A 25,843-nucleotide genomic window follows, 5' to 3' on the forward strand; every position below is an offset into this window, starting at 1 on the left:
CCATGACGAGACATCAGTGTTTTCGGGAAGAGAAAACCGAAAATTTCTAAAGGTCTGGGCGGATGTTATGCTTCAAGAAAAGAGGATGCATGCGTATTCTGATCACCGGCGGGGCTGGATTCATCGGCTCGGCCCTAGCGCGGCGTCTGATCGAGCACACCGATCACGAAGTTCTGGTGTTCGACAAGCTGACCTATGCTGGCATGCTGAGTTCGCTGGAGCCGGCGTCATCCAGCAATCGCTACAGCTTCATTCAGGCTGACATCTGCGACGCAGACGCGGTGTCCAAGGCCCTGCAAGAATTCAGGCCGGACGTGGTCGCCCACCTGGCGGCCGAGAGCCATGTTGATCGGTCGATCGACGGGCCGGGTGAGTTCATCCAGACCAATATGGTCGGCACCTTCGTCATGCTGAACCAGGCACTGGGTTACTGGCGCGGCCTGGACGAGGACGCCAAGGCGGCGTTCCGCTTCCACCACATCTCGACCGACGAGGTGTTTGGCTCGCTGGGAGAGGACGGCTTTTTCACCGAGACCACACCTTATGATCCGCGCTCGCCCTATTCAGCGTCCAAGGCGGGTTCGGACCATCTGGTGCGGGCCTGGGGGCATACCTACGGCTTGCCGGTGCTGGTGACCAACTGCTCCAACAACTACGGTCCCTATCATTTCCCCGAGAAGCTGATCCCGCTGATCATCATCCGGGCTCTGAACGGCGAGCCCCTGCCGGTCTATGGCGACGGGTCGAACGTGCGCGACTGGCTGTTCGTCGACGACCACGCCCGCGCGCTTCAGGCCGTGTTCGAGACCGGCACGCCCGGCGAGACCTATAATGTCGGCGGCAATGCCGAGCGGAAGAACATTGAGGTAGTCACCGCCATCTGCTCGATCCTTGACCGGCTGCGGCCCAAGGCCGAGGGGCAATACGCCGATCAGATCACCTATGTGACCGACCGGCCGGGCCACGACCATCGCTACGCCATCGATGCGTCCAAAATCCGCTCCGATCTGGACTGGACCCCGTCTGTGACCTTTGAACAGGGCATCGAACAGACGGTGGCCTGGTATCTGGAGAACCAGGCGTGGTGGCAGGACATCCTTGACGGCCGCTATTCGACCCAGCGTCTGGGTGTCGCCAATGGCTGATCCGATCCACATCCTGATCACGGGTGGGGCCGGTCAGGTGGGACTGGAGCTCCAGGCCGCCGCCTGGCCCGAAGAAGTTGTGCTGCACGCGCCGACGCGGGCGGAACTGGATCTGGGCGACGCCGCCTCGGTGCGCGCCGCCTTCGCCGCCACCCCCTTCGCCGCCGTGATCAACTCCGGCGCCCACACCGCCGTGGACAAGGCCGAGAGCGAGGTCGCCGCCGCCTTCGCCGCCAACGCTATGGGGCCGGCAGTCCTGGCCGACGCCACGCGCGAGGCCAGGATCCCGCTGATCCAGGTCTCGACCGACTATGTGTTCGACGGGTCAAAGGACGGTCTCTATGTCGAGACCGATCCGGTCGGGCCGCTCGGCGTCTATGGCGCCTCGAAACTGGCGGGCGAACTGGCGGTGCTGGCCGGCAATCCGCGCTCGGTCGTGCTGAGGACGGCCTGGGTGCTCAGCGTGCACCGCGCCAACTTCCTCAAGACCATGCTGCGGCTCGCCGCAGACCGGCCGGCCCTGCGGGTGGTGGGCGATCAGCACGGCTGCCCGACCTCGGCGCGCGACATCACCCAAACGCTTAAGACCATCGCCCTCAGAATGATCGCCGACGCGGACGCGCCAACCGGCGTCTATCAGTTCGTCAACGCCGGCGAGACCACCTGGGCCGGGCTGGCCAGCGAGATCTTCGCCCTCAGCGCCGCGACTGGCGGCCCGTCCGCTACGGTCGAGGCCATCCCTGCGTCCGAATACGCGACCCCGGCCAAGCGCCCGTCGAACTCGCGCCTGTCGGCCGAGAAACTGACCCGTGACTACGGTATCGCGCCCCGCCCGTGGCAGGCCGCCGTCGCCGAGATCGTCCACGAACTCCACGCCGAAAGGACCCTCCCATGAAGGGCATCATCCTGGCCGGAGGATCGGGCACGCGCCTGCATCCGATGACACTGGTCACCTCCAAGCAGCTGATGCCGGTCTACGACAAGCCGATGATCTATTATCCGCTGTCGACCCTGATGCTGGCCGGCATCCGCGAGGTGCTGATCATCTCCACCCCGCGCGACGTGCCCAGCTTCCAGGCCCTGCTGGGCGACGGCTCGCAGTGGGGCATGGAGATCCAGTATGCGGTCCAGCCCAGTCCCGACGGCCTGGCCCAAGCCTACATCATCGGCGCGGACTTCGTCGGCGACAATCCGTCGGCCCTGATCCTGGGCGACAACATCTATTACGGCCACGGCATCACCGACCTGTTCACCTCGGCCATGGGCCGGTCGGGGGGGGCGACAGTGTTCGCCTATCACGTCAACGATCCGGAACGGTACGGCGTGGTCGAGTTCGACGGGAACATGCGGGCCCTGTCGATCGAGGAAAAGCCGGCTGCACCGCGTTCCAACTGGGCCGTCACGGGTCTTTATTTCTATGACAGTGATGTAGTCGAGATCGTCCGTGACCTCAAACCTTCGCCACGCGGCGAACTTGAGATTACCGACGTCAACCGAATCTATCTGGAGCAGGGCAATCTGTCGGTCGAAATCATGGGGCGCGGCTACGCCTGGCTAGACACAGGAACGCCCGACAGCTTGCTGGAAGCCGCCGAGTTCGTCCGTGTCCTCGAAAAACGTCAAGGCTTCAAGATCGCCTGTCCCGAAGAGGTCGCCTTCCAGAAGGGCTTCATCGACGCCGCCAAGCTCGAAGTACTGGCCGCCAAGCTCGGCAAGAGCGATTACGGGAAATACCTCAAGAACATCGTGCTGGGTTCAAACTGACCCCTAAAGGTTCAGCAGCGCTGGATCCCCGCCCTGCGCGGCGATATTCACGCTAATCGCCTTCTCGGCCGCGTAGCGGATCAGACTGTTGGGCCCGCCGGCCTTTGGCCCAGTACCTGACAGCCCTTCGCCGCCGAAGGGCTGGACGCCGACCACCGCGCCGGTGATCGAGCGGTTGACGTAGACGTTGCCGGCGGGGACCAGGTCGATGACCTCGGCGGCGAAGGCCTCGATACGGCTATGGATGCCAAGTGTCAGGCCGTAGCCGCGCGCGGCGAGCTTGCCGGCGACCGCCTTAAGGTCGGACGGAGCGTAGCGGTAGATATGTAGGATGGGGCCGAAAACTTCGCGCTCCAGGAAGTCGGGCGTGGGAATCTCAGCGATGGTGGGGGCGAACAGGTCGCCCTTTTCCGAACCCAGTGGCAGGTGGGCGCGGATGATCACCTTGGCTTCGCGGGCCAGGCGCTCGATGTGGGCCTCCAGGGCGCGGCGCGATTCCGGGTCGATGACAGGGCCGATGTCGGTCTTGGGATCGGCGGGATCGCCTACGGTCTGGACGGCCAGGGCGCCCTTTAGCCCCTCGATCAGGGCGTCGGCCGAATCCCTGGGCACATAGAGGACGCGCAGGGCCGAGCAGCGCTGGCCGGCCGAGCCGAAGGCCGACTGGATCACGTCATCGATCACCTGTTCCTTCAGCGCCGTGGTGTCGATGAACATGCCGTTCAGGCCGCCGGTCTCGGCGATGAAGGGGATGATGGCGCCGGGCCGGGCGGCGATGGAGCGGTTGATGGCGGCGGCTGTATCCGTGCCCCCGGTGAAGGCGACGCCGTCGATTCCGGGGTGGGTGACCAGGGCCGCGCCCACCGTCTCGCCGCGCCCTGGGACCAGGGCCAGCAGGTCGTGGTTCAGCCCGGCCTTGTGATAGAGGCGCACGGCCTCGGCGGCGATCAGGGGGGTCTGTTCGGCGGGCTTGGCCAGGACGGCGTTGCCGGCGGCGAGAGCCGCAGCGATCTGGCCCGTGAAGATGGCCAGAGGGAAGTTCCACGGCGAGATACAGGCGAAGACGCCGCGTCCGTGCAGGATCAGTTGATTGGTTTCGCCGGTCGGCCCCTTCAGGGTCTGGGGGGCGGTAAAGTCGCGCTCGGCCAGCAGGGCGTAGTAGCGGCAGAAGTCGGCGGCCTCGCGCACCTCGGCGACGCCGTCATTCAGGGTCTTGCCCGCTTCGCGGCTCAGCAAGGCGACCAGGCGGTCCAGATCGGCCTCCAGCGCATCGCCCATGGCGCGCAGGACGATGGCGCGTTTGGCGCCGCCCTGACGGTCCCATTGGACCTGGACCTCAGCGGCGGCTTCGACGGCGGCGTCGATGTCGGCCGGCTCGGCTTCCAAGACATGGCCCAGCACCTGCGACCGGTCGAAGGGGTTGGTCACGTCCTGCGCGTTGATCCCGGCGCGCAGGCGGCCAGCCACGATGGGGCCGGATGTCAGTTTTTCGCGATCGACGAGCTCCAGCGCCTTGGCGTGGGCTTCACGGTCGGCGGCCTGGGAATAGTCGCGGCCGAGGGAGTTCTGACGATCGCCGTACATGTCTTTGGGAACCGGAATCTTGGGGTGACGGTCGGGCGCCTGCTCGACCAGGGAAATGGGATCGGCCGCAACGGCCGAGGCGGGCACGCGCTCGTCCAGCAGGGCGTGGACGAAGGAGGAGTTGGCGCCGTTTTCCAGCAGGCGCCGCACCAGATAGGGCAGAAGTTCCTCATGCCCGCCGACGGGGGCGTATGCGCGCACGATGACCGTCTCGTCCGACCAGGCCTCGTGTGCGGCGTCGTAAAGCGCCTCGCCCATGCCGTGCAGGCGCTGGTGTTCGACCGTAACGCCCTTGTCACGCGCCATGCGCCGCACGGCGGCCAGGGTGTGGGCGTTGTGGCTGGCGAACTGACTGTAGATCGCCGGCGCGGCCTCGATCATGGCCTTGGCGCAGACGAGGTAGTTCAGGTCGGTCGCCGCCTTGGTGGTGAAGACCGGATAGTCGGTGCGGCCGAAGATTTGGGCGCGCTTGATCTCGGTGTCCCAATAGGCGCCCTTGACCAGCCGCACCATCAGCCGGCGGCCCGAGCGGCGGGCGAGGTCGGCGACCCGCTCGATCGTCTCAAGCCCGCGCTTCTGATAGGCCTGAACCGCCAGACCCAGGCCGGTCCAGCCGCCCAGGCCGGGTTCGTGCGCCAGCCGGTCCAGCAGTTTCAGCGACAGGGCCAGACGGTCCGCCTCCTCGGCGTCCATCGTGTAGTTGATGTCGTACCTGGCCGCGATCTGGGCCAGGCGCAGGATCCGGGGATACAGGGTCGCCCACACGTCGTCCTCGTGCGTCGCCTCATAGCGGGGAGACAGGGCCGACAGTTTCACCGAGACGCCGTGGCCGTGCTCCGACCCCTGCCCCTTGGACGTCTTGCCGACCGCCTCGATGGCGTCGGCGTAAATCTTCTCATAGCGGTCGGCGTCAGCGACGGTCCGGGCGCCCTCGCCCAGCATGTCGAAGCTACACAGCCAGCCTTCCTTGTTCGACCGTTTCAGCGCCCCTTGAATGGTGCGGCCGACGACGAATTGCTCGCCCATGATCTTGACCGCCGTGGCCACCGCCTGGCGGATGACCGGCTCGCCCAGACGACCGGCGATCCGCTTGAGGAAGCCGGGCAGGTCGCTGCGCGCCTCGTCGTCGACGTCGACCAGCTTCCCTGTCAGCATCAGGCCCCAGGTCGAGGCGTTGACAAAGAGGCTGTCGGACTGGCCCAGGTGCGACGCCCAATCGGCGGATCCGATCTTCTCGGCGATCAGGCGATCCCGCGTCTCCTCGTCCGGCACGCGCAGCAGGGCCTCGGCCAGACACATCAGGGCCAGACCCTCGCGGGTGCCCAGGCTGAACTGCTGAAGGAAGCTCTCGACCACCCCCTGCTTTTTCTGGCTGCGCCGGGCGTGTTCGACCAGGGCTGTGGCTTCCGCGACCACGGCGGCGCGCTCAGCGGCGTCCAGTGGCATGCGGGCCAGGTTGGCGGCGACGGCTTCACGCTCATCGCGGAACTTATGCGCGTCCAGACCGTCCCAGGCGGCCAGGCTCGAAGGCGTGAAGGCGGGGGTGGTCATCGGCGACAAATCCTGTGGATTTCAGGCGTATATGCCGGACTTCATTGAAGGTGCTTCGTATGATACGAACCCACGCCGAAGATCGTTCGGTTCAGAGACCTGATTTCCGATGATCGACATCGACGCCATCGACCGCCGCATCCTCAGGGTGCTCCAGACAGACGCCCGCATCTCCAACGCCGAGTTGGCGCGGCGCTGCAACCTGTCGCCCGCCGCCTGTTTCGAACGGGTCAAACGGCTGCGCGAGAAGAAGATCATCACCGGCTACGCCGCCATGATCGACCCGACCCAGGTCGGCCGAGACCTGCTGATCTTCGTCGAAGTCTTGCTGGACCGCACCACCGGCGACGTCTTCGAAGCCTTCGCCGCCGCCGTGCGCAGCCAGCCTGAGGTGTTGGAGTGTCACATGGTCGCCGGCGGCTTCGACTATCTGATCAAGGCCCGCGTCGGCGACATGGACGCCTACCGCGCCTTCCTCGGCGACGTTCTGGTGCGCATGCCGGGTGTGCGCGAAACACGGACCTATGCGGTGCTGGAAGAAGTGAAGTCGACGACGGTGTTGCCGCTTTAAAGCGGGACCGACGAGCTCAAAACAACCTCTGCGCGCCCCTCCGCAATGATGGATTTCGGCAACTGCGCAAACTAAAGACGCGTCCTACTGGACTTGCACGATCCAATCGGAGCAGCTTTGACCATGGCGATGATTTATCCGGTTATCATGTGCGGTGGGGCGGGCACGCGGCTCTGGCCCGCTTCTCGCCCCTCACGCCCCAAGCAGTTCATTCCGTTGGCTGGCAATCGGTCCCTGTTCCAAGACGCGGTGGAGCGCGCCCTTCCGCTTATGGAGCAGGGCGGCGAACTGATCGTCGTGGGGGGAGCGCAACATGGTCTGGAAATTCTCGCTCAACTGGATGAAGTCGGCGCTACGGCCACCGTCTTCCTGGAGCCCAAGGGCCGCGATTCCGCCGCCGCAATGGCTGTCGCAGCCCTGTGGACCGCCCAACAGCACCCGCAAGCCGTCAATCTCTTCGTCGCCTCCGACCACCACATTCCCGACCATGGCGCATTTCACGCAGCAGTGCAGGAAGCCGCCGCAGCTGCAGACAAGGGTCGCATCGTCACCCTGGGGGTCGTGCCGACAGAACCGTCCTCCGCCTACGGCTACATCGAACCGTCCGGGGCAGGCCTCACGGAAGTCGCGGCCTTCGTCGAAAAGCCAGATGCGGTTACGGCGGAACGGCACATTCAAAGCGGCTATCTGTGGAACAGCGGCAACTTCATCGTGCGCGCAGATGTGCTGATCGAGGAAATGTCCCAACAGGTGCCCGCAGTCATGACAGCCGCCAGGGACGCCCTTGCGCATGCGGAATTCAATGGGCGATACCGGTTGCTTGGGCCGCAGTTCTCCAACGCACCGAAGATTTCGATCGACTATGCGGTGATGGAAAAGACGAGCCGCGCGTCGGTCCTTCCCGTGCGGTTTTCCTGGTCCGACCTCGGGGCCTGGGACGCCGTACAGGCCTCTGGCGAAGGCAGCGTCGGGCTGCATCTTCTGGAAGACTCCGAGGGCTGTTTGGTGCGGTCATCCGACGGCGTCATGGTCGCAGTTATCGGTCTGCGGGATGTGGGCGTCATCGTGGAACGCGATGCCGTTCTGGTCACAGACCTGAGGCGCAGCCAGGACGTCAGGAAAGTCGTCGAGCGGCTCGGGAAACTGTCACCGACGCATCTCGATTTTCCAACGCCCGCCCCAGAGTCTTTGATAAGCGGCGCTGAGCGGCTGGCGACATGGTTGCGTCAGTCTGCGCTTCCCGTTTGGTGCACATTGGGACAGGGGACGTCCGGGGCGTTCGAAACGCTGCTGAGCATGAGCGGGCGTCGCATTGCGACATCGCCTCAACTTCAAGTTCAGGCGGCGCAGCTGGAAGCCTACGCCGAAGCCGGTCGCCAGGACTGGTCTGGACCATGGCGGGCGGTGATCGAAAAAGGTCTGCCGCACGTGCCATTGGACAGCGATCACCCCGAACAAGGCGATCATAGCGGCTTGCCTGTCGCCTTGGCGGCTATTTTTGCAGCGACACGCGCCCCCTCGGTGGAGCGCGACGCCATACTCTTTCGCGACCGTCTTTTACGGGACGAGAACGAACCACCCGAACAAGCGAAGTCTCTCATCCTGCTGGAAGGCGCGCTTGCTTGGGCAGGCATAAGCGCCGATCCAGGCTGGCGCCGGGCTGCAGACCAGATCGTCAGCTTGATGCAAGACGCATCGGACATCGATCATCCGGCGTCGCCTGGCGACCTGTTCTATCGGGCCTGGCTGCTGGCCCGCTACAGCCGATTGACATCCGACACCGCCGCCCTCGTGAACGCCCGCAAGTTCTTCAAGGCTGGGCTTCAAGGCATCGACTTGAAACGCGGAGTCGCCGTGGAGGCCGTGAGCGACCAAGGCCTCATCCAAAGGGGTCGCGCCCGGCTTTGGTCACAGACGCAATGGCTCAAGGCGTCGCTGATCCTTGCGTCTATGGCAGACGACGCCCCCTGCGCGGCCTCGCTGGAACAGGCAGGCTGCGCGCTGCGCGCCGTGTGGCTTTTTCTTACGCCTCAAGGCCTCTGGCGCGACGCCATGCTCGAAAGCGGCGACTTTATAGACGAACCATCGCCGGCATTATCGCTCCGCTCGATCATGACCGCTCATATCCAGCTTCGAGAAACGCTGGGGGCCTTGGCTCACGATGGGGACAATGCCGTTCAACTGTCCTAAGCCGAACGACAGCCACACTGCGACGATGGAATCGCTGTCTCGCCTTCGTCATTCGAACCGTCTAGAAGTTCCGCCCTTACTCAACGGCTCAGGGTCCGCCCGCCTCAATGCGCATCGTTCTGGCCACCGACGCCTGGGAGCCGCAGGTCAATGGCGTCGTCCGCACCCTGACCCGCACGGTCGCGGAATGCCGCGGCATGGGCCATGAGGTCGAGGTCATCGAACCCAGCCTGTTCAAGACCATTCCCTGCCCGACCTATCCGGAAATCCGACTGGCGCTCGGGGCGGAGGAAGAGATCCGCGAAATGCTTCGGGCCTTCGAGCCGGAGGCCGTGCATATCGCCACCGAGGGTCCGATCGGCATCGCCACGCGCCGCATCTGCGTGGAATGGAAGCTGCCGTTCACGACCAGCTACCACACCAAATTCCCCGAATATGTCTCAGCCCGTTTCCCGATCCCGGTCCAGGTCGGCTACGCCTATATGAAATGGTTCCACAAGCCGTCGGGTCGGCTGATGGTGGCGACGCCGACCCTGCGCGACGAACTGGTCGAGCACGGGTTCAAGAACGTTTCCCCTTGGTCGCGCGGCGTGGACACGGACGTGTTCAACCCCGACCTGGAGCGCATCTACGACGAGCTGGGCGGCAAGGACTGGCCCCGGCCCTTTTTCCTGAACGTCGGGCGCGTAGCGGTCGAGAAAAACATCGAATCCTTCCTTCAGCTCGATCTGCCCGGCACCAAGATCGTCGTCGGCGACGGACCCGCCCGTGCGGAGCTTCAGGAGAAATATCCCGAGGCCAAGTTCCTCGGCGCCCGGTTCGGCGACGAGCTGGCGCGTTGCTTCCGCGACGCCGATGTGTTCGTCTTCCCCAGCTGGACCGACACCTTCGGGCTGGTGATCCTGGAGGCCATGGCCGCCGGCACTCCGGTCGCCGCCTATCCGGCCCACGGCCCCATCGACATCATCCCCGGCTCGAACGCCGGGGCGATCGACAAGGACCTCCGGACCGCCTGTCTGGACTGCCTCGAACTCGACCGCAAGGTCGTGCGCGCCTATGCGGAGAAGTTCAGCTGGCGCGCCTCAGCCGATCAGTTCGTCGAGAACCTGCAGCCCTATCCCGAACCGGAGCGTGGCCGTTTCTGGCGCCGCCTGCGCCGCATCGCCCGCATTCGCAAGCGCTCCGCCGCCTGAGCCGCACAAAATGCTCAAGCCCAGGCAGGACCTGAAGCCGAATAGCGCCGATTACGAAAACCTGGCTTTCGTGAAGCCGACCGGTTTCCGCGAATATGATGCACGCTGGATCCTGGAGAAAGAGATCAACCTTCTCGGCATCCAGGCTTTGGGCATTGGCCTGGCCACCTATGTCCACGAGATCGGCGTCGCGCCGAAGATCGTCACTGGCCATGACTTCCGCGGCTATAGCCTCAGCGTCAAACAGGCCCTGATCCTGGGGCTGCTGGAAGGCGGGATGGAGGTTCTGGACGTGGGCCTGGCCTTGTCGCCGATGGCCTATTTCGGGCAGTTCGAACTGGGTGCGCCGTGCGTCGCCATGGTGACGGCCAGCCACAACGAGAATGGCTGGACCGGGGTGAAGATGGGGGCGAACAAGCCCCTGACCTTCGGCCCCGACGAGATGGGCCGCCTGAAAGAGATCGTTTTGAACGGCGAGGGCGTGGCCCGCCCCGGCGGCAAGCTGGCGCGCGTCGATGACTTCCGCGAAACCTATGTGGCCGACGTGGCGTCAAAGGTTCAGATCAAGCGGCCGTTAAAGGTGGTCTGCGCCTGCGGCAACGGCACGGCAGGCGCCTTTGCGCCCGACGCCTTGCGCCGGATGGGCGTCGATGTGATCGAGATGGACACCGACCTCGACTACACCTTCCCCAAATACAATCCGAACCCGGAAGATCACGCCATGCTGGTGCAGATGACCCAACGGGTGCGTGAGACGGGCGCCGATCTGGCCCTTGGCTTCGACGGCGACGGCGACCGTTGCGGCGTGGTGGACGACACGGGCGAGGAAATCTTCGCCGACAAGATCGGCCTGATGCTGGCCCGCGACCTGTCCAAGGTCTATCCGGACAGCACCTTTGTCGTCGATGTGAAGTCGACCGGCCTCTACAAGACCGATGAGATCCTCAAGGCCAACGGCGCCGAGGTGGTCTACTGGAAGACGGGCCACTCCTATATCAAGCGCAAGACCGCCGAACTGGGCGCACTGGCCGGCTTCGAGAAGTCAGGCCACTTTTTCATGGCCGGCGATCTGGGGCATGGATATGACGACGGCCTGGTCGCGGCCGGCGCGGTTCTGGCCATGCTGGACCGCAATTCGGATAAGAAACTCAGCGAGCTGAAGTTGGCCCTGCCCGACGCCTGGACCAGCCTGACCATGTCGCCCCATTGCGACGACGAGCTGAAGTACGCTGTGCTGGAGCGGATCGTGAAGGAATACTCCGACCTGGCCGAAGCGGGCGGCGAGATCCTGGGCCGCAAGATCCTTGAGGCCATCACCGTCAACGGCGTGCGGGTTCACCTGGAAGACGGATCCTGGGTGCTGGTGCGCGCCTCGTCCAACAAGCCGGAACTGGTGGTGGTGGTCGAGAGCATGCGGTCGGAAGACGACATGCGCGATCTCTTCCGCAAGGAGATCAAACCCCGCCTGGCCGCCTATCCGGAAATCGGCGCCTTTAACCAGGAAATCTGAAAGATCACAGAGGGCTGAACCAATCGGCCCCGTGACCGCTTCCTCCCTCGGCTGCTGCCAGGAGGAAAGATTGCCGCGCTACTTTTTCCATACCCAGAACGGCGACTGCATCCGCGACGACCAGGGCGAGGAGCTGAAGAGCGTCGATGCCGCCAGAGAGGAGGCCGTCGCCGTTCTAGGCGAAATCCTGCGTTATCGTGGAGCCTCCTTCTGGACGACCCGCGCCTTCAGCGTCATCGTCACGGATGCAGACGGTCAGACGGTCGTCAGCGTCACCGCAGCCGCTTCCGACGATGCGCCTGACGGCTGGAGCCTGATGGAAAGCGCCCAATGAGCAGACTTCAAGCCGCGCCCAAGATCACGACCCTGGTCGAGAAACTGTCCCTGCGCGATCGCATCTCTCCCGAAGAGATCGAGGCCCTACAGAAAGCGCTGGAGCCGCCCAAAACCGTCTCCGCCGGATCCGATATCGTGCGCGAGCACACCCGCCCGCTTCACAGCACCCTTCTGATTTCGGGCTTTTCAGCGCGTTATTCCGCGCTGGAAGACGGGGCGCGTCAGATCACCGAGATCAATGTCTCCGGCGACTTCATCGACCTGCACAGCCTGTTGATGAAGCAGATGGATCACGGCGTCGTAGCCCTGACCGACTGCGTGATTGCAGAGGCGCCGCACAGCGGCTTGATCGACATCACCGAGCGACATCCACACCTGAGCCGACTGCTTTGGCTGGACACCATCATCGACGCCGCCATCCATCGACAATGGCTGGTGGGCATGGGCCGACGTAGCGGTCTGGGCCATCTGGCGCATCTGGTCTGCGAGCTTTATCTGCGGCTCCAGGCCGTGGGCCAGACGGGCGATCTGACCTTCGAACTCCCGCTGACGCAAACGACGCTGGGTGATGCGCTCGGCCTTTCGACTGTCCATGTCAGCCGTCTGATTTCCGAGCTCCGCAGCGAAGGTGTCGTCGCCTGGGCGGGTGGGCGGATCGATATTCTCGACTGGCGTCGCTTGGCCGAGATCGCTGAATTCGACCCCACCTATCTGCGCTTGCAATCAGAGCCCGTCTGATCGCTTAACGCATGTTATCGCACACACCGGCGATCGGCCGTCTAGACGGGGCATGTCCCAGTCGAACCTCGCGCACGTTCTGTTGTCTGCCCTCGCAGTTCAGGGCCGGGACGAAGGCGACGCCTTCTTCGCCGAGGCTGGTGCGCGAACCTCAACCACACAGAATGGCGAAGCTGTCGTCACGCTGATTTTGTCCGGCGTTTTGGCGCGGATCGGGCTCGACGGCGCTCTGTCGCATGGGCTGGCGTCCAGCGACGACGTGATCAACTTCGATGCTGTATTGGGCGGGGGTGAGCCAGAGTCGGCCGTTTGGCTGACGGCCGGACGATACCTGACCGTCTCCGCTCGCAAGCTGGCGCAAAAGATCGATCGCGACAGTCTGGTCAAGATGGCGTTGATTGATCTTCGCCGTCGCAACATCGCCCTTCAGGCTGAGCTTTCGCGCCACGCCACATTAAAAGTCAGCCAGCGCCTGGCCGCCCTATTGCTCGACGTTCACGACCGACACGGAGGCGACGTCCTTGCTCTACGTCAAACCGAGCTGTCGCATCTGATGGCTGTGCGACGCGCCAGCATATCGACCGCCTGCACCGAACTGTGCGCCGCCGGCGCCGTGCGGCTGCGGCGCGGCGCGATCCAGATCATCGATGTGGTCGCTCTGCGCCGGATGACGGATGCGGCCTATTCGACCGTGACGGACTTGGCCAGGTTGCGGGGCTGATCCACGTCGGTGCCCTTCTGAACGGCGGTGTAATAGGCCAGAAGTTGCACCGGCACAGCATAGACCAGAGGCGCGATCAGCGGGTGACAGTCGGGGGCGTGGATGCGGCGAATGCCGGCGCCGTGCGGATCGGGCGCCTTTTCCGGCGCGATCATGATGACCGGGCCGCCCCGCGCGGCGACCTCCTGCAGGTTGGACGCGGTCTTTTCGAACACATCGTCAAGCGGAGCCAGGGCGATGGTCGGGGTCTCTTCGTCGATCAGGGCGATGGGGCCGTGTTTCAACTCTCCGGCGGCATAGCCCTCGGCGTGGATATAGCTGATCTCCTTCAGCTTCAGCGCGCCTTCCATCGCCAGCGGGAACATGGCCCCGCGCCCCAGGAACAGAACGTCGTCCGCCTTTGACAGATCGTGGGTCACCGCTCGGATGCTGTCGCCCATCGTCAGGGCCTCGGCGATCAGGCGCGGGCTTTCGAACAGAGCCTTGACCAGTTCGGCCTCGTGAGCCGCAGCGATCCGGCCGCGCGCCACGCCCGCCGCCACGGCCAGAGCCAAGAGCGCGGCAACCTGGGCGGTGAAGGCCTTGGTCGAGGCGACGCCGATCTCGGGTCCGGCATGGGTGGGCCACAGGACGGCGGCTTCGCGCGCCATCGAGGACGAGTGAACATTGACGACAGCGGCGGTCTGCAACCCCTGCGCCTTGCACCAAGTCAGACTGGCCAGGGTGTCGGCCGTCTCGCCCGACTGGCTGACGGCGACCGCCAGGGTAGATTTCGAGACGGCCGGCGAGCGATAGCGGAACTCCGACGCGATCTCGACGTCGCAGGGCAGGCCCGCCAGCTTCTCGAAGGCGTAACGGCCGATCTGGCCGGCGTAGAAGGCGGTGCCGCAGGCGACGATCTGGATGCGGTCGATGGCGGCGAAATCGACGGGATTGGTCTTGGCCTTGCCGGTCACCAGGTCGAGATATTCCGACAGGGTGTGCTGGACGCTGTCGGGCTGTTCATGGATTTCCTTCTCCATGAAGTGGCGATATTCGCCCTTCTCGACCATGGCCGATGAGGCCGAGACCTGGACGATGGCGCGTTCGACCGGCTTGCCCGCCACGTCGAACATCTGGGCGCCGGCCTTGGTCACGGCGACGTAATCGCCCTCTTCCAGATAGGAAATCTTCTGCGTGAACGGACCGACGGCCAGCGCGTCCGAGCCCAGATACATTTCGTCCTCGCCCCAGCCGACCACCAGAGGGCTGCCGCGTCGCGCGCCCAGGATCAGGTCGTCCGTCCCGTCGATCAGCACCGCCAGCGCATAGGCGCCGGTCAGGCGATCCAGAGTGGTCTTGAACGCCTCCAGCGGCGCGCGACCCGTATTCAATTCGGCGTCCAGCAGGTGGGCGATGACCTCGGTGTCAGTCTGGCTTTCAAAGACATGGCCTTCGGCGGCCAGCTCGGCTTTCAGCTCGGCGAAGTTTTCGATGATGCCGTTATGGACCAGGGTGACACGACCGGCCTTGTGTGGGTGGGCGTTGGCGGTCGTGGGCGCGCCGTGCGTGGCCCAGCGCGTATGGCCGATGCCGACCGTCGCCGTCATCGGATCCTCGGCCAGGACGGCTTCCAGATTGCGGATCTTGCCCTTGGCGCGGCGGCGCTCGACCGAGCCGTCCACGACGGCGGCGACGCCGGCGGAATCATAGCCGCGGTACTCCAGCCGTTTCAGGCTGTCGATCAGCCGGGGAACGACAGGACCATTGCCGGTAACGCCGATGATGCCGCACATGAGCGAAGGCTCCGAGAAGTCAGGAAAGGGGCGCCGCTTTGCACTGGCGGCGATCCGGGGCTAAGCCACACATCAAGCCCCATCGGCCGTCTATGCAATCTTAAGGCGGGCCGCATCAAAAAAGGGGTTTCGGAACGTTACCCGAAACAAAGGACCGCACCTTGGGCGACAGAAAATATTTCGGCACCGACGGCATTCGCGGGCGCGCCAACACCCATCCGATGACGGCCGAGGTCGCGCTGCGCGTGGGTCTGGCCGCAGGGAAACTGTTTCGCACCGACGACGACCGCCGTCATCTGGTGGTAATCGGCAAGGACACCCGCCTGTCCGGCTATACGATCGAGCCGGCCCTGGTCGCCGGTTTCGCTTCGGTCGGCATGGACGTGCGCACCTTCGGTCCCGTCCCGACGCCCGGCGTGGCCATGCTGACCCGGTCGATGCGCGCCGATCTGGGCGTGATGATCTCGGCCTCGCACAACGACTATGCCGACAACGGGATCAAGCTATTCGGGCCGGACGGCTACAAGCTGTCGGACGAGATCGAGTTGAAGATCGAGGCCATGATGGACCAGGGTCTCGACCAGGGCCTGGCGCCGTCGAACAAGCTGGGCCGGGTCAAACGCATCGATGACGCTCAGGCCCGCTATATCGAGATCGCCAAACAGGCCTTCCCCAAGCGGCTGACGCTGCAAGGGCTGCGCATCGCCGTCGATTGCGCCAACGGCGCCGGCTACAAGGTCGCGCCGACCACCCTGTTCGAACTGGGCGCCGAGGTGTTCCCCGTCGGCGTGACCCCCAACGGAACAAACATCAACGCCGAGTGCGGCTCGACCCATCCGGCGACCCTGGCCGATGCAGTCAAACGCTACCGCGCCGATATCGGCATCGCCCTGGACGGCGACGCCGACCGGCTGATCATCTGCGATGAGACAGGCCGGGTCGTGGACGGCGATCAGATCATGGCCCTGGTCGGGCTGGACTGGGCCAGGCGCGGCCTCCTGACCGGCGGGGGCGTGGTGGCCACCGTCATGTCCAACCTGGGGCTGGAGCGAAGACTGAAGTCCCAAGGCCTGACGCTGGAGCGGACCAAGGTCGGCGACCGCTATGTCATGGAAAGGATGCGCGAAGGCGGCTTCAACATCGGCGGCGAACAGTCGGGCCACATCATCCTGCACGACCACGCCACCACCGGCGACGGCCTGATGGCGGCGCTGCAGGTGCTGGCCGTCTTGGTCGAATCCGGCAAGCCGATGAGCGAACTGGCCCGCCAGTTCGAGCCCGTGCCCCAAAAGCTGGAAAACGTCCGCTTCACCGCCGACAAGCCGCTGGAGATCGACACGGTCAAGGCCGCCATCGCCGAGGCCGAAGCGGCCCTGAGCGGTCAGGGACGGCTGCTGGTGCGTCCTTCGGGCACGGAAAAGCTGATCCGCGTCATGGCCGAGGGCGACGACGAAGCGCTGGTGAAGCGGGTGGTGGCCGATGTGGCGGGCGCGGTGCGCTCAGCCTAGGGCTTACACGCCGCCGGAGGGTCGCCGTCGCGTTCCCACAGTTTGCAGGACCGGTCGATCTCCCCCTGGATCAGATCGCAGGGGTTGGCGGCGTTGCAGGGCGGGCGGGTCGCCGGGCTGACTTGGATGCAGCGCTCGACCAGCCGGGCCGAGGCGGCGGCGCCTATGGCTTCGCGGCAGGGGACCTCGCTGACCGGAACCGGCTGAGCGGGCATGTCGGGATCCTCGGGAATGCTGGCCTCGACGTCCTCGGCCGGTTTGGTCGCTTCCTTCTCCGCAGCCGCCGGCTTGGCGGGCGGGGCAGGCGGCGGGGCGTCGGGCGCCAGTGGAACCGCGTCGATGACGTTGCTGCTTGCCGCCGTGTCTCCGGACGCAGGCTGATCGACTGGATCAGCGCGGTGACATCCGGCCATCAAGAGAACGGAGGCGGCCATTGAAAGCCAGGGGGATCGACGCATCGACTTGTCTCCGGTCAGGACTGACCGAACGAGGATGCCCGTCCGCGCCTCGAGGTGAAACCCCCTATCGCTTCACCGCCGCCAAGGCCGCCTTCTGCAGGGCGAACAGTTCGGTGCAGCCGATCTCGGCCAGCGAGAAGAGCCGGTCGAACTCGGCGCGTGAGAAGCCGCGCTTCTCGCCCGTGGCCTGGACCTCGACGATCTGGCCCGAGCCGGTCAGGACGAAGTTCGAATCCGTCTCGGCCTCGGAATCCTCTTCGTAATCCAGGTCCAGCACCGGCACGCCGTCGCAGATGCCGCACGACACGGCCGCCACCTGATCCGTGATCGGGTCGGCCTTAAGCACGCCCTCGTCGCGCAGATGGTTCAGGGCCAGGCTCATGGCGACCCAGGCGCCGGTGATCGACGCCGTGCGGGTGCCGCCGTCGGCCTGGATGACATCGCAGTCGATCAACACCTGGCGTTCCCCCAAGGCCTTGAGGTCCACCACGGCGCGCAGGGAGCGGCCGATCAATCGCTGAATCTCTTGCGTGCGGCCCGACTGTTTGCCGGCGGCGGCTTCACGACGCCCGCGCGTGTGGGTGGCGCGGGGCAGCATGCCGTACTCAGCGGTCACCCATCCCTGGCCCGTGTTGCGCATCCAGCCCGGCACCTTGTCCTCGATCGAGGCGGTCACCAGCACCTTGGTGTTGCCGAAGCTGATCAAGCACGAGCCCTCAGCATAACGGTTGACGCCGGTCTCGATGGTGACGGGACGCAGTTGATCGTCGGTGCGTTGCGAATGGCGCATGAAAGGGATCCTTGGAAGTCTGACCTTGGAAGCTGTGGCGGCGGTGCTTATCCTGAAACCGTGAGCCTGTATGCCCCGAAAAACCCGCCGTTCGACGCCGGCCAGTCCCTCGCGGGTTTGGCGGGGCTGGATGCGCGGGCGCGCGACATCTTTCGTCGCATCGTGGAAAGCTATCTGGAGACAGGCGAGCCGGTCGGGTCGCGGACCCTGTCGTTGGGCGGCATCGCCCTGTCGCCTGCCTCAATCCGCAACACGATGCAGGATCTGACCCTTGCGGGCCTGCTGGCGGCGCCCCACACCTCGGCCGGGCGGATTCCCACCCACGCGGGCCTGCGCCTGTTCGTCGATGGCCTGCTGGAAGTCGGCGACCTCACCAAGGAAGAGCGTCGCGAGATCGACGGGCGGCTGGCGGGGCGCGGTCGGAACTTCGAGGCGGCGCTGGATGAGGCCTCCAACCTGCTGTCGGGCCTAGCCGGCGGCGCCGGCGTTGTCTCTAGCCCAGTGCGCGATTCCGGCGTCAAACATGTCGAGTTCGTCGCCCTGGGCGGCGATCAGGCCCTGGCGGTCATCGTCGCTGACGACGGCACGGTCGAAAACCGTATCATGACACTTTCGGCCGGCGTCACGCCTTCGACTCTTGTCGAGGCCTCCAACTTTCTGAACGCCCGCCTGCGCGGCCGCCCCTTCGCCGACGCCAAGCGGGAGATGACCCAAGAGCTGGAAATCGCACGGCGCGAATTGGACCAGACCGCCGCGCGCCTGGTCGAGGACGGATTCGCTGCATGGTCAGGCGGGCACGATCGCGAGCGCGCCCTGATCGTGCGGGGTCGCGCCAACCTGCTTCAGGACCGGGAAGGCCTGGCCGATCTGGAGCGGGTCCGCGTCCTTTTCGATGATCTGGAGCAGAAGGAACAGCTGATCGGCCTGCTGGACGGCGTCGATGCGGCCCAAGGCGTGCGCATTTTCATCGGCGCGGAGACACGGTTGTTTTCACTTTCGGGTTCCGCCGTGATCGCGGCGCCCTATATGAGCGGCCAACAGCGGGTTCTGGGCGCCATCGGCGTCATAGGCCCCGCAAGACTGAACTACGCCCGTGTCATTCCGTTGGTGGACTATACCGCCCGGGTGCTGGGCCGGATGCTGGACGGGAACGACAAGTGAGCGACAAGCCCCTTAACGACGAACTGAACGCCGTGGACGCCGACATGGCCGAAACTAACGCCGAACATGGCCTGGACGCCCATCCGTCAGACGATCTGGCGCCTCTGGACGCTGTGATCGCCGAGCGTGACGAATGGAAGGACCGCGCCCTGCGCGTCGCCGCCGAGATGGAGAATCTGAAGCGCCGCTCGGAGACGCAGCAGAACGACGCCCGCGCGTTCGCGATCCAGCGCTTCGCCAAGGACTTGCTGGGCGTCGCCGATAACCTAGAACGCGCCCTGATGGCTGCGCCCAAGGACGCCGAGGGCGCGACCGCCGGTCTGGTGACCGGCTTGGAACTGACGCAGAAGGCCCTGCTGCAAGCCTTCGACGCCAACGGCCTGAAGCGCGTCGCGCCCCAGGCCGGCGAGGCCTTCAACCCGCATCTCCACCAGGCGATGATGGAACAGCCGTCCGAGACCGTGCCCGGCGGATCGGTGATCCAGACCATGCAGTCCGGTTTCGAACTGTTCGGCCGCACCGTGCGCCCCGCAATGGTCGTCGTCGCCGCCAAGGGATCCGGCGCCCAGGCTCCCAACCCCTATGGCGCCGCCCCCGCCGCCGACGGTCAGGCCTTCGACGGCAAGGCCTGATCCGCAGTCGTCAGGCGGCGTCGGTCAGAACTGACGCCGCCAGGCTCCGATCAAGGCGAACTCCGGCGGCGCGTCTGCGACATGGCGCGGCTCGCGGCTGGCGACCGCTTGCAGCGTCATGCTGGACCCATCCCACAGCCGACGTTCGCCACCGAGGATGAAGTCGATCTGGCGGCCGCTGGGCGTCGCCGAGAAGCTGCGGCGCGAATAGGTCAGCGGATCGAAATATTCGACAGGAACATCCGCCAGCATGGCCGAGAAGGTTCCGCGCTCGATCCTGAGCGGCTGAGCCAGGGTGAAGCTGATCCGGTCGCAGATCATCGAACAGCCCGTCAGCAGGCCCAGACGCCAGTTCGAACTGATCGCCGCCTGATCCATCGACAGGAACCGACCCTCGACTTGGGTCGACCCCATCCCCGCCTCGCCAACCAGGCGCAGGCCCGGCCGCAGGGTCCAGTCGCCGCCCAGCGCATAGAAGCTTGTTCGTGACGGCAGAGCGAAGTCGGACCCACCCGGCAGGAAGGCGCCCAAGGGTCCGAGACGTTCATCCAGGGCGCCGACGCTGAACGACAGACCGCCCTCCGCTCCGCGCCATCCGATCGCCGCGCGACTATAGGTCGAGGCGTCCTGCTCGACACGACGCAGCGGCATCCGGCGATCGCCGCCGCCGCTTTCGCCCGAGACCGTCACCGCGCCGAACCGCAGGGCGCCCCGCACGGCGTGGTCGGCCTGGGCCAGGGCGGCGAAACCGTCGCCCGCCGCACCGTTGAACGGCGATGTCGCCCCGCCCTTTCCTTGCCAGACCGAGAAATTCATCCGACCCGTGGCGACATCCAGCATCGCCTCCTGCCGCGGCTCGTCCCCCATCCAGGGCGCATCATAGAGATCGTGACGAGGCGCGATCGGGTCAGGTCGGGCGCTGGGTTGGGCCGCGATCAGGTTCAATCGACCGCCGCCCGGCAGAGCCAGGCTGGTTGTCGCTGTGGTGTTCTGCTCGAACGGCGCCGCCTGATAGGATCGGCTGGGCGCAGTCGGATAGGCGCCGCCCAGTTGGACGGCGAATATCCGATCGTAAGCGTCGTAAAGCACCGTATTCAGCGCCGTCTGCCGACCGAATGCGTCCCCGAACGCCGCGCCGACGAAGCTGCCCGGTTCGCTCATGCTGACAATGAAACTCCCGTCAGCCATCGGCGTCGAGGTCGTCCCTGCCGGCCGGAAGGCGCGGGCCATGTCCAGCAGGCCGCGCCCATAGACGATGTCCGTGCCGGGATCGCCGGCGTCGCGTGCGGTCGTCAGCAAGATATCCAGAGCCGCACGCGCCGTCAGATTGGGGAAGGCCTGCATCAGCAAAGCGAGCGCGCCGGAGACATGCGGCGCCGAGAAGGATGTACCGTTGACGCGCCAACACGACGTGCCCTCGCACCCAGTGATCACATCCTCGCCCGGCGCTGAAATATACCCGGCCGCCGTATCCCCTGCTCGGTTCGAGAAGATGGACATCGCATCGGTCGCGCCGTGCGATCCGACCGCGATGACGCTGCCGGCGAACCGGGGGTCAATGGCGTAACGCGCGGGCCAGCCCGGATTGGCGTTTCCGTCATTGCCCGACGAAGCCACGATCACGGCGCCCGAGTTGACGGCTCGCAGCAGCGCCGCCTCGAACGCCGAGCCCAGCCGCCCGTCCCCGCCCAGCGACATGTTGATGATCTTGACGCCATTGGCGACGGCATAGTCCAGCGCGCGCACCAGATCCGAACTGCTGAAACAGACCTCGGTATTCTTGTCCGTGCAGTCAGAGATATCGGTGCGGATCGACAGGATGGTCGAATTGTACGCCACCCCGATCGTACCGAACCCGTTGAAGTTCGAGGCGATCACGCCCGACACGCGCGTACCGTGGCTGCTTGACGCCACATAGGGCGTATTGCGCCCCACGACGACGTCGGTCGAGGCGCTGGAGATACGCCCCTCCAACTCTGGCAAGGTATTGGCGATGCCGGAGTCGACGACGGCGACGGTGACGCCGGCTCCAGTCGCCCCGGCCTGCCAAGCGGATTGGACCTTCATATTGGCCAAGCCGTAGTTCCGCAGATACTCGCTCGACGTGACCGAGGGAGGCGGAGGCGGTGGTGGGGGAGGCGGCGGGGGTGGCGGCGGGGGTGGCGGGGGCGGAGGAACGGGGGGCGTGATCGTGCCGCCGCCGCCACCGCCTCCACCACCGCCTCCGCACGCTGCGAGAGGCAGAAACAGCAGGCCGATACCCAGGACGATCGCCCCGCGAAGCCGCAATCCGTTCACGCCCTACCCTCCCATACTCGGGCTGCTCCCCGCAGCCTTGGCGCCAGTAACGCCCTAATTCTTTAACGCTTTATCGAACGTCGCCAGCAGCTTGGACCAGCCGTCCTTGGCGTCTGCTTCCGAGTAGCTTGCGCGGTAGTCGGCGTGGAAGCCGTGCTGGGCGTCGGGATAGACGACGATCTGGCTGCCGGTCTGGCCGGCGCGGGCCAGGGCTTCGCGCATCCGTTCGACGCTGGCCAATGGGATGCCCTGATCCTTGCCGCCATACAGGCCGAGCACAGGCGCTTTCAGATCGTCAGCGATGTCGACCGGCCAAGGTTGGCCCGATGAGATCTGAACCGGCGTGGCGTCTGCGGCGGGCGCCAAGCGGCCGTACCAGGCCACACCCGCGCCGATCGCGGCGAAGCGGGCCGCCGCCTGCCACACCACCTTGCCGCCCCAGCAGTAGCCGGTGATGCCGACCTTGCCGTCCTTGGACCACGACTGCTGGCTGGCCCATTCCAGCGTCGCCGACAGGTCGCCCATCACCTGCTCATAGTTCGCCGCCCCGACGATCTGCATGATCCGCTGCATGTCCGACAGCGGCGCGGGATCCTCGACCCGGACGAAGAAGGCCGGCGCAATAGCGGCGTATCCCTGCTTGGCCAGACGGCGGCAGATGTCGCGGATATATTCGTGGACGCCGAAGATCTCTGACACCACCACCACGACCGGGAACGGGCCGTCGCCCGCCGGCCGGGCGACATAGGCCGGAAGCTGGAACCCGTCCGGGGCGGCATAGGTCACGGTCTCGGTGGACAGACCCTCGGCGTCGGTCGTGATGGGCTTGGCTTCCTTGGCCAGGGCCGCGACCGCATAGCCGGAAAAGAGCAAGCCCCCCAAGGCGCCCAGTGTTCGACGACTCAGTTTCAGATCGTCGGCGGTCTGGCCTTCGGGGCGGATCAGCACGGTCATGGGACGCTCCAACGCGGGAAAGACGTCAGAGCATCACGGCTGACGGCAGTCGTCCAGTCACGATAAGGCGCGCTTTAAAACGGGAAGAAGGGCGCTCAAGCAGTGCGATGCCGCGCGTCGAGCGTTAGCGCCCTTCCTTCCAAGATTAGTGCCTGAAGACCCGCACGCCGGTGAAGGCCATGGCGATGCCCTTCTCGTCAGCGGCGGCGATGACTTCGGCGTCGCGCATGGAGCCGCCCGGCTGGATCACTGCCGTGGCCCCAGCCGCGACGGCTTCCAGCAAGCCGTCGGCGAAGGGGAAGAAGGCTTCGGACGCACAGGCCGAACCCTCGGCAAGCGACTGGGGCAGACCCTTGGCCTCTCCAGCCTCCTTGGCGCGGATGGCGGCGATGCGGGCGCTGTCGCGACGGTTCATCTGGCCGGCGCCGATGCCGGCGGTCTGGCCGTCCTTGGCGTAGACGATGGCGTTGGACTTGACGTGCTTGGCCACGGTGAAGGCGAACAGCATGTCCTGGATCTCGGTCGGCGTCGGCTGGCGCTGGGTGACGATCGTCAGGTCCGACGGCTTGATCAGCGACCGGTCGCGGCTCTGGACCAGGAAGCCGCCAGCGACCGAGCGGAACACTTCGCCCGCGCCGTGCGGATCGGGCAGGCCGTCGGTGATCAGCAGGCGCAGGTTCTTCTTGGCGGCGAAGACGGCCTTGGCCTCGTCGTCGGCGCCCGGCGCGATGACGACCTCGGTGAAGATGCCGGTGATGGCGCGCGCGTCGTCGCCGTTCAGCGGGCGGTTGACCGCGATCACGCCGCCGAAGGCCGAGACGGCGTCGCATTCCAGCGCGCGGGCATAGGCTTCGGACAAGTCCTTGCCCACGGCCACGCCGCAGGGGTTGGCGTGTTTGACGATGACCACGGCCGGCGCCTCGAACTCGGCCACCAGCTCATAGGCGGCGTCGGCGTCGGCGATGTTGTTGTAGCCCAGCTCCTTGCCCTGCACCTGTTGGGCATAGGCGACGCCCGGACGGCCTTCGCCGGTGCGGTAGAAGGCGCCGGTCTGGTGCGGGTTCTCGCCATAGCGCAGGGTCTGAGCCAACGACCCGGCGATGGATTTGCGCGCAGGGGCGACGTCCTCGACCTGGCTGGCGAACCAGCCGGAGACGGCGGCGTCATAGGCGGCGGTGCGGGCGAAGGCGCGGGCGGCCAGGCGCTTGCGCAGGGCCAGATCGGTCGAGCCTTCGGTCTTCAGCGCCTCAAGGATCAGGCCGATGCTCTCGCCGTCGACGGCGACGGCGACGTAGCCGTGGTTCTTGGAGCCCGAGCGGATCATGGCCGGGCCGCCGATGTCGATGTTCTCGACCGCCGCCTCGAACGCGCCGCCGGCCGCGACTGTGCTTTCGAACGGATAAAGGTCGATCCAGACGATATCGATGGCGCCGATGCCGTGATCGGTCATGGCCTGGGCATGGTCGGCGGCGTCACGCACGCCTAAGAGGCCGCCGTGAACGATGGGGTGCAGGGTCTTGACCCGGCCGTCCATCATCTCGGGGAAGCCCGTCAGCTCGGCCACGTCCTTGACCGGCAGGCCCAGCTTCTCGATCGCCGCGCGCGTACCGCCGGTCGAGACCAGTTCGACGCCCAGATCGTGCAGGGTGCGGGCTGCGTCCTCCAACCCGGCCTTCTCGGACAGAGAGATCAGGGCGCGTTGCGGCTTGACCCGATCAGGGGCGGGCGGAAAGTCGGGAGCGGCGGGCATGGGCGGCGTCCGTGATGGCAGGGGAGGATGGCGCGCCGTCTAGACCCAAACCGCTTCGCCGTCACCCCACGGACGGTTTCAGGTCGGTTCGCCGCTCGCGCCGGCCGGGCTGAGCTTCCAGCGGATCTTGGTCTCGCTGTCGGTGCGGGCCGAGCCGCGCACCACGATCTGCAGCGAACGACGGGTCAGACCGGCGTCGATATGGACGCTGGGCTCGATGGCCACGTCCGGTCCGTCGGTCCTGAACCACCAGCCCCGGCCCGAGGCGCCGCGCAGCAGGATCGACCGCCGGTCGCGCGCCAGCGAGGCCTGAACCCCCGGCTCCAGATGGAAGCGGATGGCATAGGGGGCCGCGATCTGGCGCACCATCTCCTTGCGGCCTGGCGTGGGGAAGAGCTTCTCTTCGGCCCGCAGTTCGTCCAGGCGCTGGTCAAGATAGAGCCGGCGCTGATGGTTCAGGCCGAACAACTCATTCCAGCCGTCGTGTTCCGTCTCCAGCCAGACGGCGCCGTCTCCGTCGCGCAGGTCGGTGGTCACATGGATAGGTGGTCCGACCAGGCGCGGGCCCAAAAGCTCACCCTTCCAGCCGCCCAGCGGTTCGTTCAGCGACCGCTCGCCCAGGGTCAGGGTCGAATGGGCCGGCGTCAGCCGCAGGGCCTGGCGGTCGGTCGAGGCCGGCGTCCACCCCGAGCCGGTCACCAGACGATCCTTGCCGCAGGCGATCTCCAGTGCCAGCGGCTGGGCGCAGGCCGCCGCCCCCCAGGCGTCGCGCGCCGGCGGGGCGGTGTCGGCGATGATGGTCAGCAGGGGGCTGGCGATGCGCGTCAGGCCGGCGACCGCACCGGTCGCTGCAGGCGCGTCGTCGCTTCTGGCCGCCGCTTCGTCGTCGTGGGCGCGGGCGGCCGCGACGCGTTCGAACGTGGAGGGACCGCCGCCCTGGAAGCTGGCCAGACGACCGTCGGGCAAGGTCAGCAGGCGCAGCCCCTGCGTCAGCCGGGCGATGGCGGCCGAGACGCTCTCCGGCGTCGGTTCGGACAGTTGCGACAGGGCGTCGTCCAGCGTCAGCAGATCGAGCAGCAGCTCAAGCCCCGCCTCGGGACTGCGCGAGGCGTGGCCGCCGTCGGCCTGCACCGTCGTCTTCAGGGCGCCGTCCAGCCGCGACAGCGCGCGGCGACGCAAGGCCTGCCCTGGCGCCCCCGCCAGCACAGATCGGA

The 25,843-nt window shown here is 66.0% G+C and carries 21 protein-coding genes; 13 read left to right on the forward strand and 8 right to left on the reverse strand.

The features are described 5' to 3' along the window. The first annotated feature begins 89 nt into the window (after window positions 1-89). From rfbB to rfbA, 3 genes are read left to right on the forward strand one after another with little or no spacing between them, the layout of a single operon-like run. Window positions 90-1,145, forward strand: a complete 1,056-nt coding sequence (gene rfbB, locus B3T77_RS05920) for a dTDP-glucose 4,6-dehydratase (RefSeq protein WP_292078152.1) — start codon at window positions 90-92, stop codon at window positions 1,143-1,145. After that, complete coding sequence (gene rfbD, locus B3T77_RS05925; protein WP_292078153.1) at window positions 1,138-2,040, forward strand: dTDP-4-dehydrorhamnose reductase; 903 nt, start codon at window positions 1,138-1,140, stop codon at window positions 2,038-2,040. Before rfbB ends, rfbD begins: the two co-directional genes overlap by 8 nt. Next, window positions 2,037-2,909: a glucose-1-phosphate thymidylyltransferase RfbA gene (gene rfbA, locus B3T77_RS05930; protein ID WP_292078154.1), complete on the forward strand. Its 873-nt coding sequence runs from the start codon at window positions 2,037-2,039 to the stop codon at window positions 2,907-2,909. The genes rfbD and rfbA overlap by 4 nt, the downstream gene beginning before the upstream one ends. Window positions 2,910-2,912: 3 nt before the next feature. Here rfbA and putA read toward each other — a convergent pair whose 3' ends face one another. Then, the gene (gene putA, locus B3T77_RS05935) at window positions 2,913-6,044 is read right to left on the reverse strand and encodes a bifunctional proline dehydrogenase/L-glutamate gamma-semialdehyde dehydrogenase PutA (RefSeq protein WP_292078155.1); all 3,132 of its coding nucleotides are present in this window, start codon (window positions 6,042-6,044) and stop codon (window positions 2,913-2,915) included. Window positions 6,045-6,153: 109 nt separating this feature from the next. Here putA and B3T77_RS05940 point away from each other — a divergent pair, with 109 nt between their 5' ends. The 7 genes from B3T77_RS05940 to B3T77_RS05970 all read left to right on the forward strand — a co-directional run bounded on the left by B3T77_RS05940 (window position 6,154) and on the right by B3T77_RS05970 (window position 13,303). After that, on the forward strand, window positions 6,154-6,615 hold the full coding sequence (locus B3T77_RS05940; protein ID WP_292078156.1) for an Lrp/AsnC ligand binding domain-containing protein: 462 nt from the start codon (window positions 6,154-6,156) through the stop codon (window positions 6,613-6,615). 123 nt (window positions 6,616-6,738) lie between these two features. Next, the gene (locus tag B3T77_RS05945) at window positions 6,739-8,805 is read left to right on the forward strand and encodes a sugar phosphate nucleotidyltransferase (protein ID WP_292078157.1); all 2,067 of its coding nucleotides are present in this window, start codon (window positions 6,739-6,741) and stop codon (window positions 8,803-8,805) included. A gap of 107 nt (window positions 8,806-8,912) precedes the next feature. Further along, a complete protein-coding gene (locus B3T77_RS05950; protein WP_292078158.1) occupies window positions 8,913-9,998 on the forward strand; it encodes a glycosyltransferase family 4 protein in 1,086 nt (361 codons plus the stop codon). A gap of 10 nt (window positions 9,999-10,008) precedes the next feature. Next, on the forward strand, window positions 10,009-11,508 hold the full coding sequence (locus tag B3T77_RS05955; RefSeq protein WP_292078159.1) for a phosphomannomutase/phosphoglucomutase: 1,500 nt from the start codon (window positions 10,009-10,011) through the stop codon (window positions 11,506-11,508). A gap of 70 nt (window positions 11,509-11,578) precedes the next feature. Then, on the forward strand, window positions 11,579-11,842 hold the full coding sequence (locus tag B3T77_RS05960; RefSeq protein ID WP_292078160.1) for a DUF6894 family protein: 264 nt from the start codon (window positions 11,579-11,581) through the stop codon (window positions 11,840-11,842). Continuing rightward, complete coding sequence (locus tag B3T77_RS05965; protein WP_292078161.1) at window positions 11,839-12,582, forward strand: Crp/Fnr family transcriptional regulator; 744 nt, start codon at window positions 11,839-11,841, stop codon at window positions 12,580-12,582. The genes B3T77_RS05960 and B3T77_RS05965 overlap by 4 nt, the downstream gene beginning before the upstream one ends. Window positions 12,583-12,634: 52 nt before the next feature. Beyond that, entirely contained in the window at window positions 12,635-13,303 is a 669-nt protein-coding gene (locus B3T77_RS05970; RefSeq protein WP_292078162.1) for a Crp/Fnr family transcriptional regulator, read from the forward strand. Here B3T77_RS05970 and glmS read toward each other — a convergent pair. Next, window positions 13,264-15,078 carry a glutamine--fructose-6-phosphate transaminase (isomerizing) gene (glmS, locus tag B3T77_RS05975; protein ID WP_292078163.1) on the reverse strand — a complete coding sequence of 605 codons (1,815 nt, stop codon included), beginning with the start codon at window positions 15,076-15,078 and terminating at the stop codon, window positions 13,264-13,266. The genes B3T77_RS05970 and glmS overlap by 40 nt on opposite strands. A gap of 161 nt (window positions 15,079-15,239) precedes the next feature. On the opposite strand from glmS, the gene glmM reads away from it, so the two are divergent. Further along, window positions 15,240-16,586, forward strand: coding sequence for a phosphoglucosamine mutase (gene glmM, locus B3T77_RS05980; protein ID WP_292078164.1), 1,347 nt, complete (start codon window positions 15,240-15,242; stop codon window positions 16,584-16,586). Here the strand turns inward: glmM and B3T77_RS05985 are convergent. Continuing rightward, window positions 16,583-17,044, reverse strand: coding sequence for a hypothetical protein (locus B3T77_RS05985; RefSeq protein ID WP_292078165.1), 462 nt, complete (start codon window positions 17,042-17,044; stop codon window positions 16,583-16,585). The two genes, glmM and B3T77_RS05985, sit on opposite strands and share 4 nt — an antisense overlap. 64 nt (window positions 17,045-17,108) lie before the next feature. After that, window positions 17,109-17,834 carry a ribonuclease PH gene (rph, locus tag B3T77_RS05990; protein ID WP_292078166.1) on the reverse strand — a complete coding sequence of 242 codons (726 nt, stop codon included), beginning with the start codon at window positions 17,832-17,834 and terminating at the stop codon, window positions 17,109-17,111. 66 nt (window positions 17,835-17,900) lie between these two features. Between rph and hrcA the strand changes: the two genes are divergently transcribed. Together hrcA and grpE are read left to right on the forward strand one after the other, a co-directional pair. Next, window positions 17,901-18,995: a heat-inducible transcriptional repressor HrcA gene (hrcA, locus tag B3T77_RS05995; protein WP_292078172.1), complete on the forward strand. Its 1,095-nt coding sequence runs from the start codon at window positions 17,901-17,903 to the stop codon at window positions 18,993-18,995. Between the two features lie 44 nt (window positions 18,996-19,039). Continuing rightward, complete coding sequence (grpE, locus tag B3T77_RS06000; RefSeq protein ID WP_153924513.1) at window positions 19,040-19,627, forward strand: nucleotide exchange factor GrpE; 588 nt, start codon at window positions 19,040-19,042, stop codon at window positions 19,625-19,627. A 24-nt stretch (window positions 19,628-19,651) separates the two neighbouring features. Here grpE and B3T77_RS06005 read toward each other — a convergent pair whose 3' ends face one another. The 4 genes from B3T77_RS06005 to B3T77_RS06020 form a co-directional block, all read right to left on the reverse strand. Continuing rightward, complete coding sequence (locus B3T77_RS06005) at window positions 19,652-21,694, reverse strand: S8 family peptidase (RefSeq protein ID WP_292078167.1); 2,043 nt, start codon at window positions 21,692-21,694, stop codon at window positions 19,652-19,654. Between the two features lie 285 nt (window positions 21,695-21,979). Then, window positions 21,980-22,879 carry a dienelactone hydrolase family protein gene (locus B3T77_RS06010; RefSeq protein WP_153925798.1) on the reverse strand — a complete coding sequence of 300 codons (900 nt, stop codon included), beginning with the start codon at window positions 22,877-22,879 and terminating at the stop codon, window positions 21,980-21,982. Between the two features lie 145 nt (window positions 22,880-23,024). Then, window positions 23,025-24,629, reverse strand: coding sequence for a bifunctional phosphoribosylaminoimidazolecarboxamide formyltransferase/IMP cyclohydrolase (gene purH, locus B3T77_RS06015; RefSeq protein WP_292078168.1), 1,605 nt, complete (start codon window positions 24,627-24,629; stop codon window positions 23,025-23,027). 78 nt (window positions 24,630-24,707) lie between these two features. Continuing rightward, window positions 24,708-25,843 (reverse strand): heparinase II/III family protein (locus B3T77_RS06020; RefSeq protein ID WP_292078169.1); only part of this gene is annotated, 1,136 nt, incomplete at its 5' end.

Source organism: Brevundimonas sp. UBA7838, from assembly GCF_002500885.1.
Taxonomy (GTDB): domain Bacteria; phylum Pseudomonadota; class Alphaproteobacteria; order Caulobacterales; family Caulobacteraceae; genus Brevundimonas; species Brevundimonas vesicularis_C.

Coding starts and splice junctions, on each gene's coding strand:
- B3T77_RS06010 (WP_153925798.1), bottom strand. CDS start 22,879: ATGACCGTGCTGATCCGCCCCGAAGGCCAGACCGCCGACGATCTGAAA.
- B3T77_RS05940 (WP_292078156.1), top strand. CDS start 6,154: ATGATCGACATCGACGCCATCGACCGCCGCATCCTCAGGGTGCTCCAG.
- B3T77_RS05985 (WP_292078165.1), bottom strand. CDS start 17,044: ATGCGTCGATCCCCCTGGCTTTCAATGGCCGCCTCCGTTCTCTTGATG.
- B3T77_RS05965 (WP_292078161.1), top strand. CDS start 11,839: ATGAGCAGACTTCAAGCCGCGCCCAAGATCACGACCCTGGTCGAGAAA.
- B3T77_RS06005 (WP_292078167.1), bottom strand. CDS start 21,694: ATGAAGGTCCAATCCGCTTGGCAGGCCGGGGCGACTGGAGCCGGCGTC.
- B3T77_RS05950 (WP_292078158.1), top strand. CDS start 8,913: ATGCGCATCGTTCTGGCCACCGACGCCTGGGAGCCGCAGGTCAATGGC.
- rfbB (WP_292078152.1), top strand. CDS start 90: ATGCGTATTCTGATCACCGGCGGGGCTGGATTCATCGGCTCGGCCCTA.
- rfbA (WP_292078154.1), top strand. CDS start 2,037: ATGAAGGGCATCATCCTGGCCGGAGGATCGGGCACGCGCCTGCATCCG.
- putA (WP_292078155.1), bottom strand. CDS start 6,044: ATGACCACCCCCGCCTTCACGCCTTCGAGCCTGGCCGCCTGGGACGGT.
- grpE (WP_153924513.1), top strand. CDS start 19,040: ATGGCCGAAACTAACGCCGAACATGGCCTGGACGCCCATCCGTCAGAC.
- B3T77_RS05970 (WP_292078162.1), top strand. CDS start 12,635: ATGTCCCAGTCGAACCTCGCGCACGTTCTGTTGTCTGCCCTCGCAGTT.
- glmS (WP_292078163.1), bottom strand. CDS start 15,078: ATGTGCGGCATCATCGGCGTTACCGGCAATGGTCCTGTCGTTCCCCGG.
- rph (WP_292078166.1), bottom strand. CDS start 17,834: ATGCGCCATTCGCAACGCACCGACGATCAACTGCGTCCCGTCACCATC.
- B3T77_RS05945 (WP_292078157.1), top strand. CDS start 6,739: ATGGCGATGATTTATCCGGTTATCATGTGCGGTGGGGCGGGCACGCGG.
- rfbD (WP_292078153.1), top strand. CDS start 1,138: ATGGCTGATCCGATCCACATCCTGATCACGGGTGGGGCCGGTCAGGTG.
- purH (WP_292078168.1), bottom strand. CDS start 24,629: ATGCCCGCCGCTCCCGACTTTCCGCCCGCCCCTGATCGGGTCAAGCCG.
- B3T77_RS05955 (WP_292078159.1), top strand. CDS start 10,009: ATGCTCAAGCCCAGGCAGGACCTGAAGCCGAATAGCGCCGATTACGAA.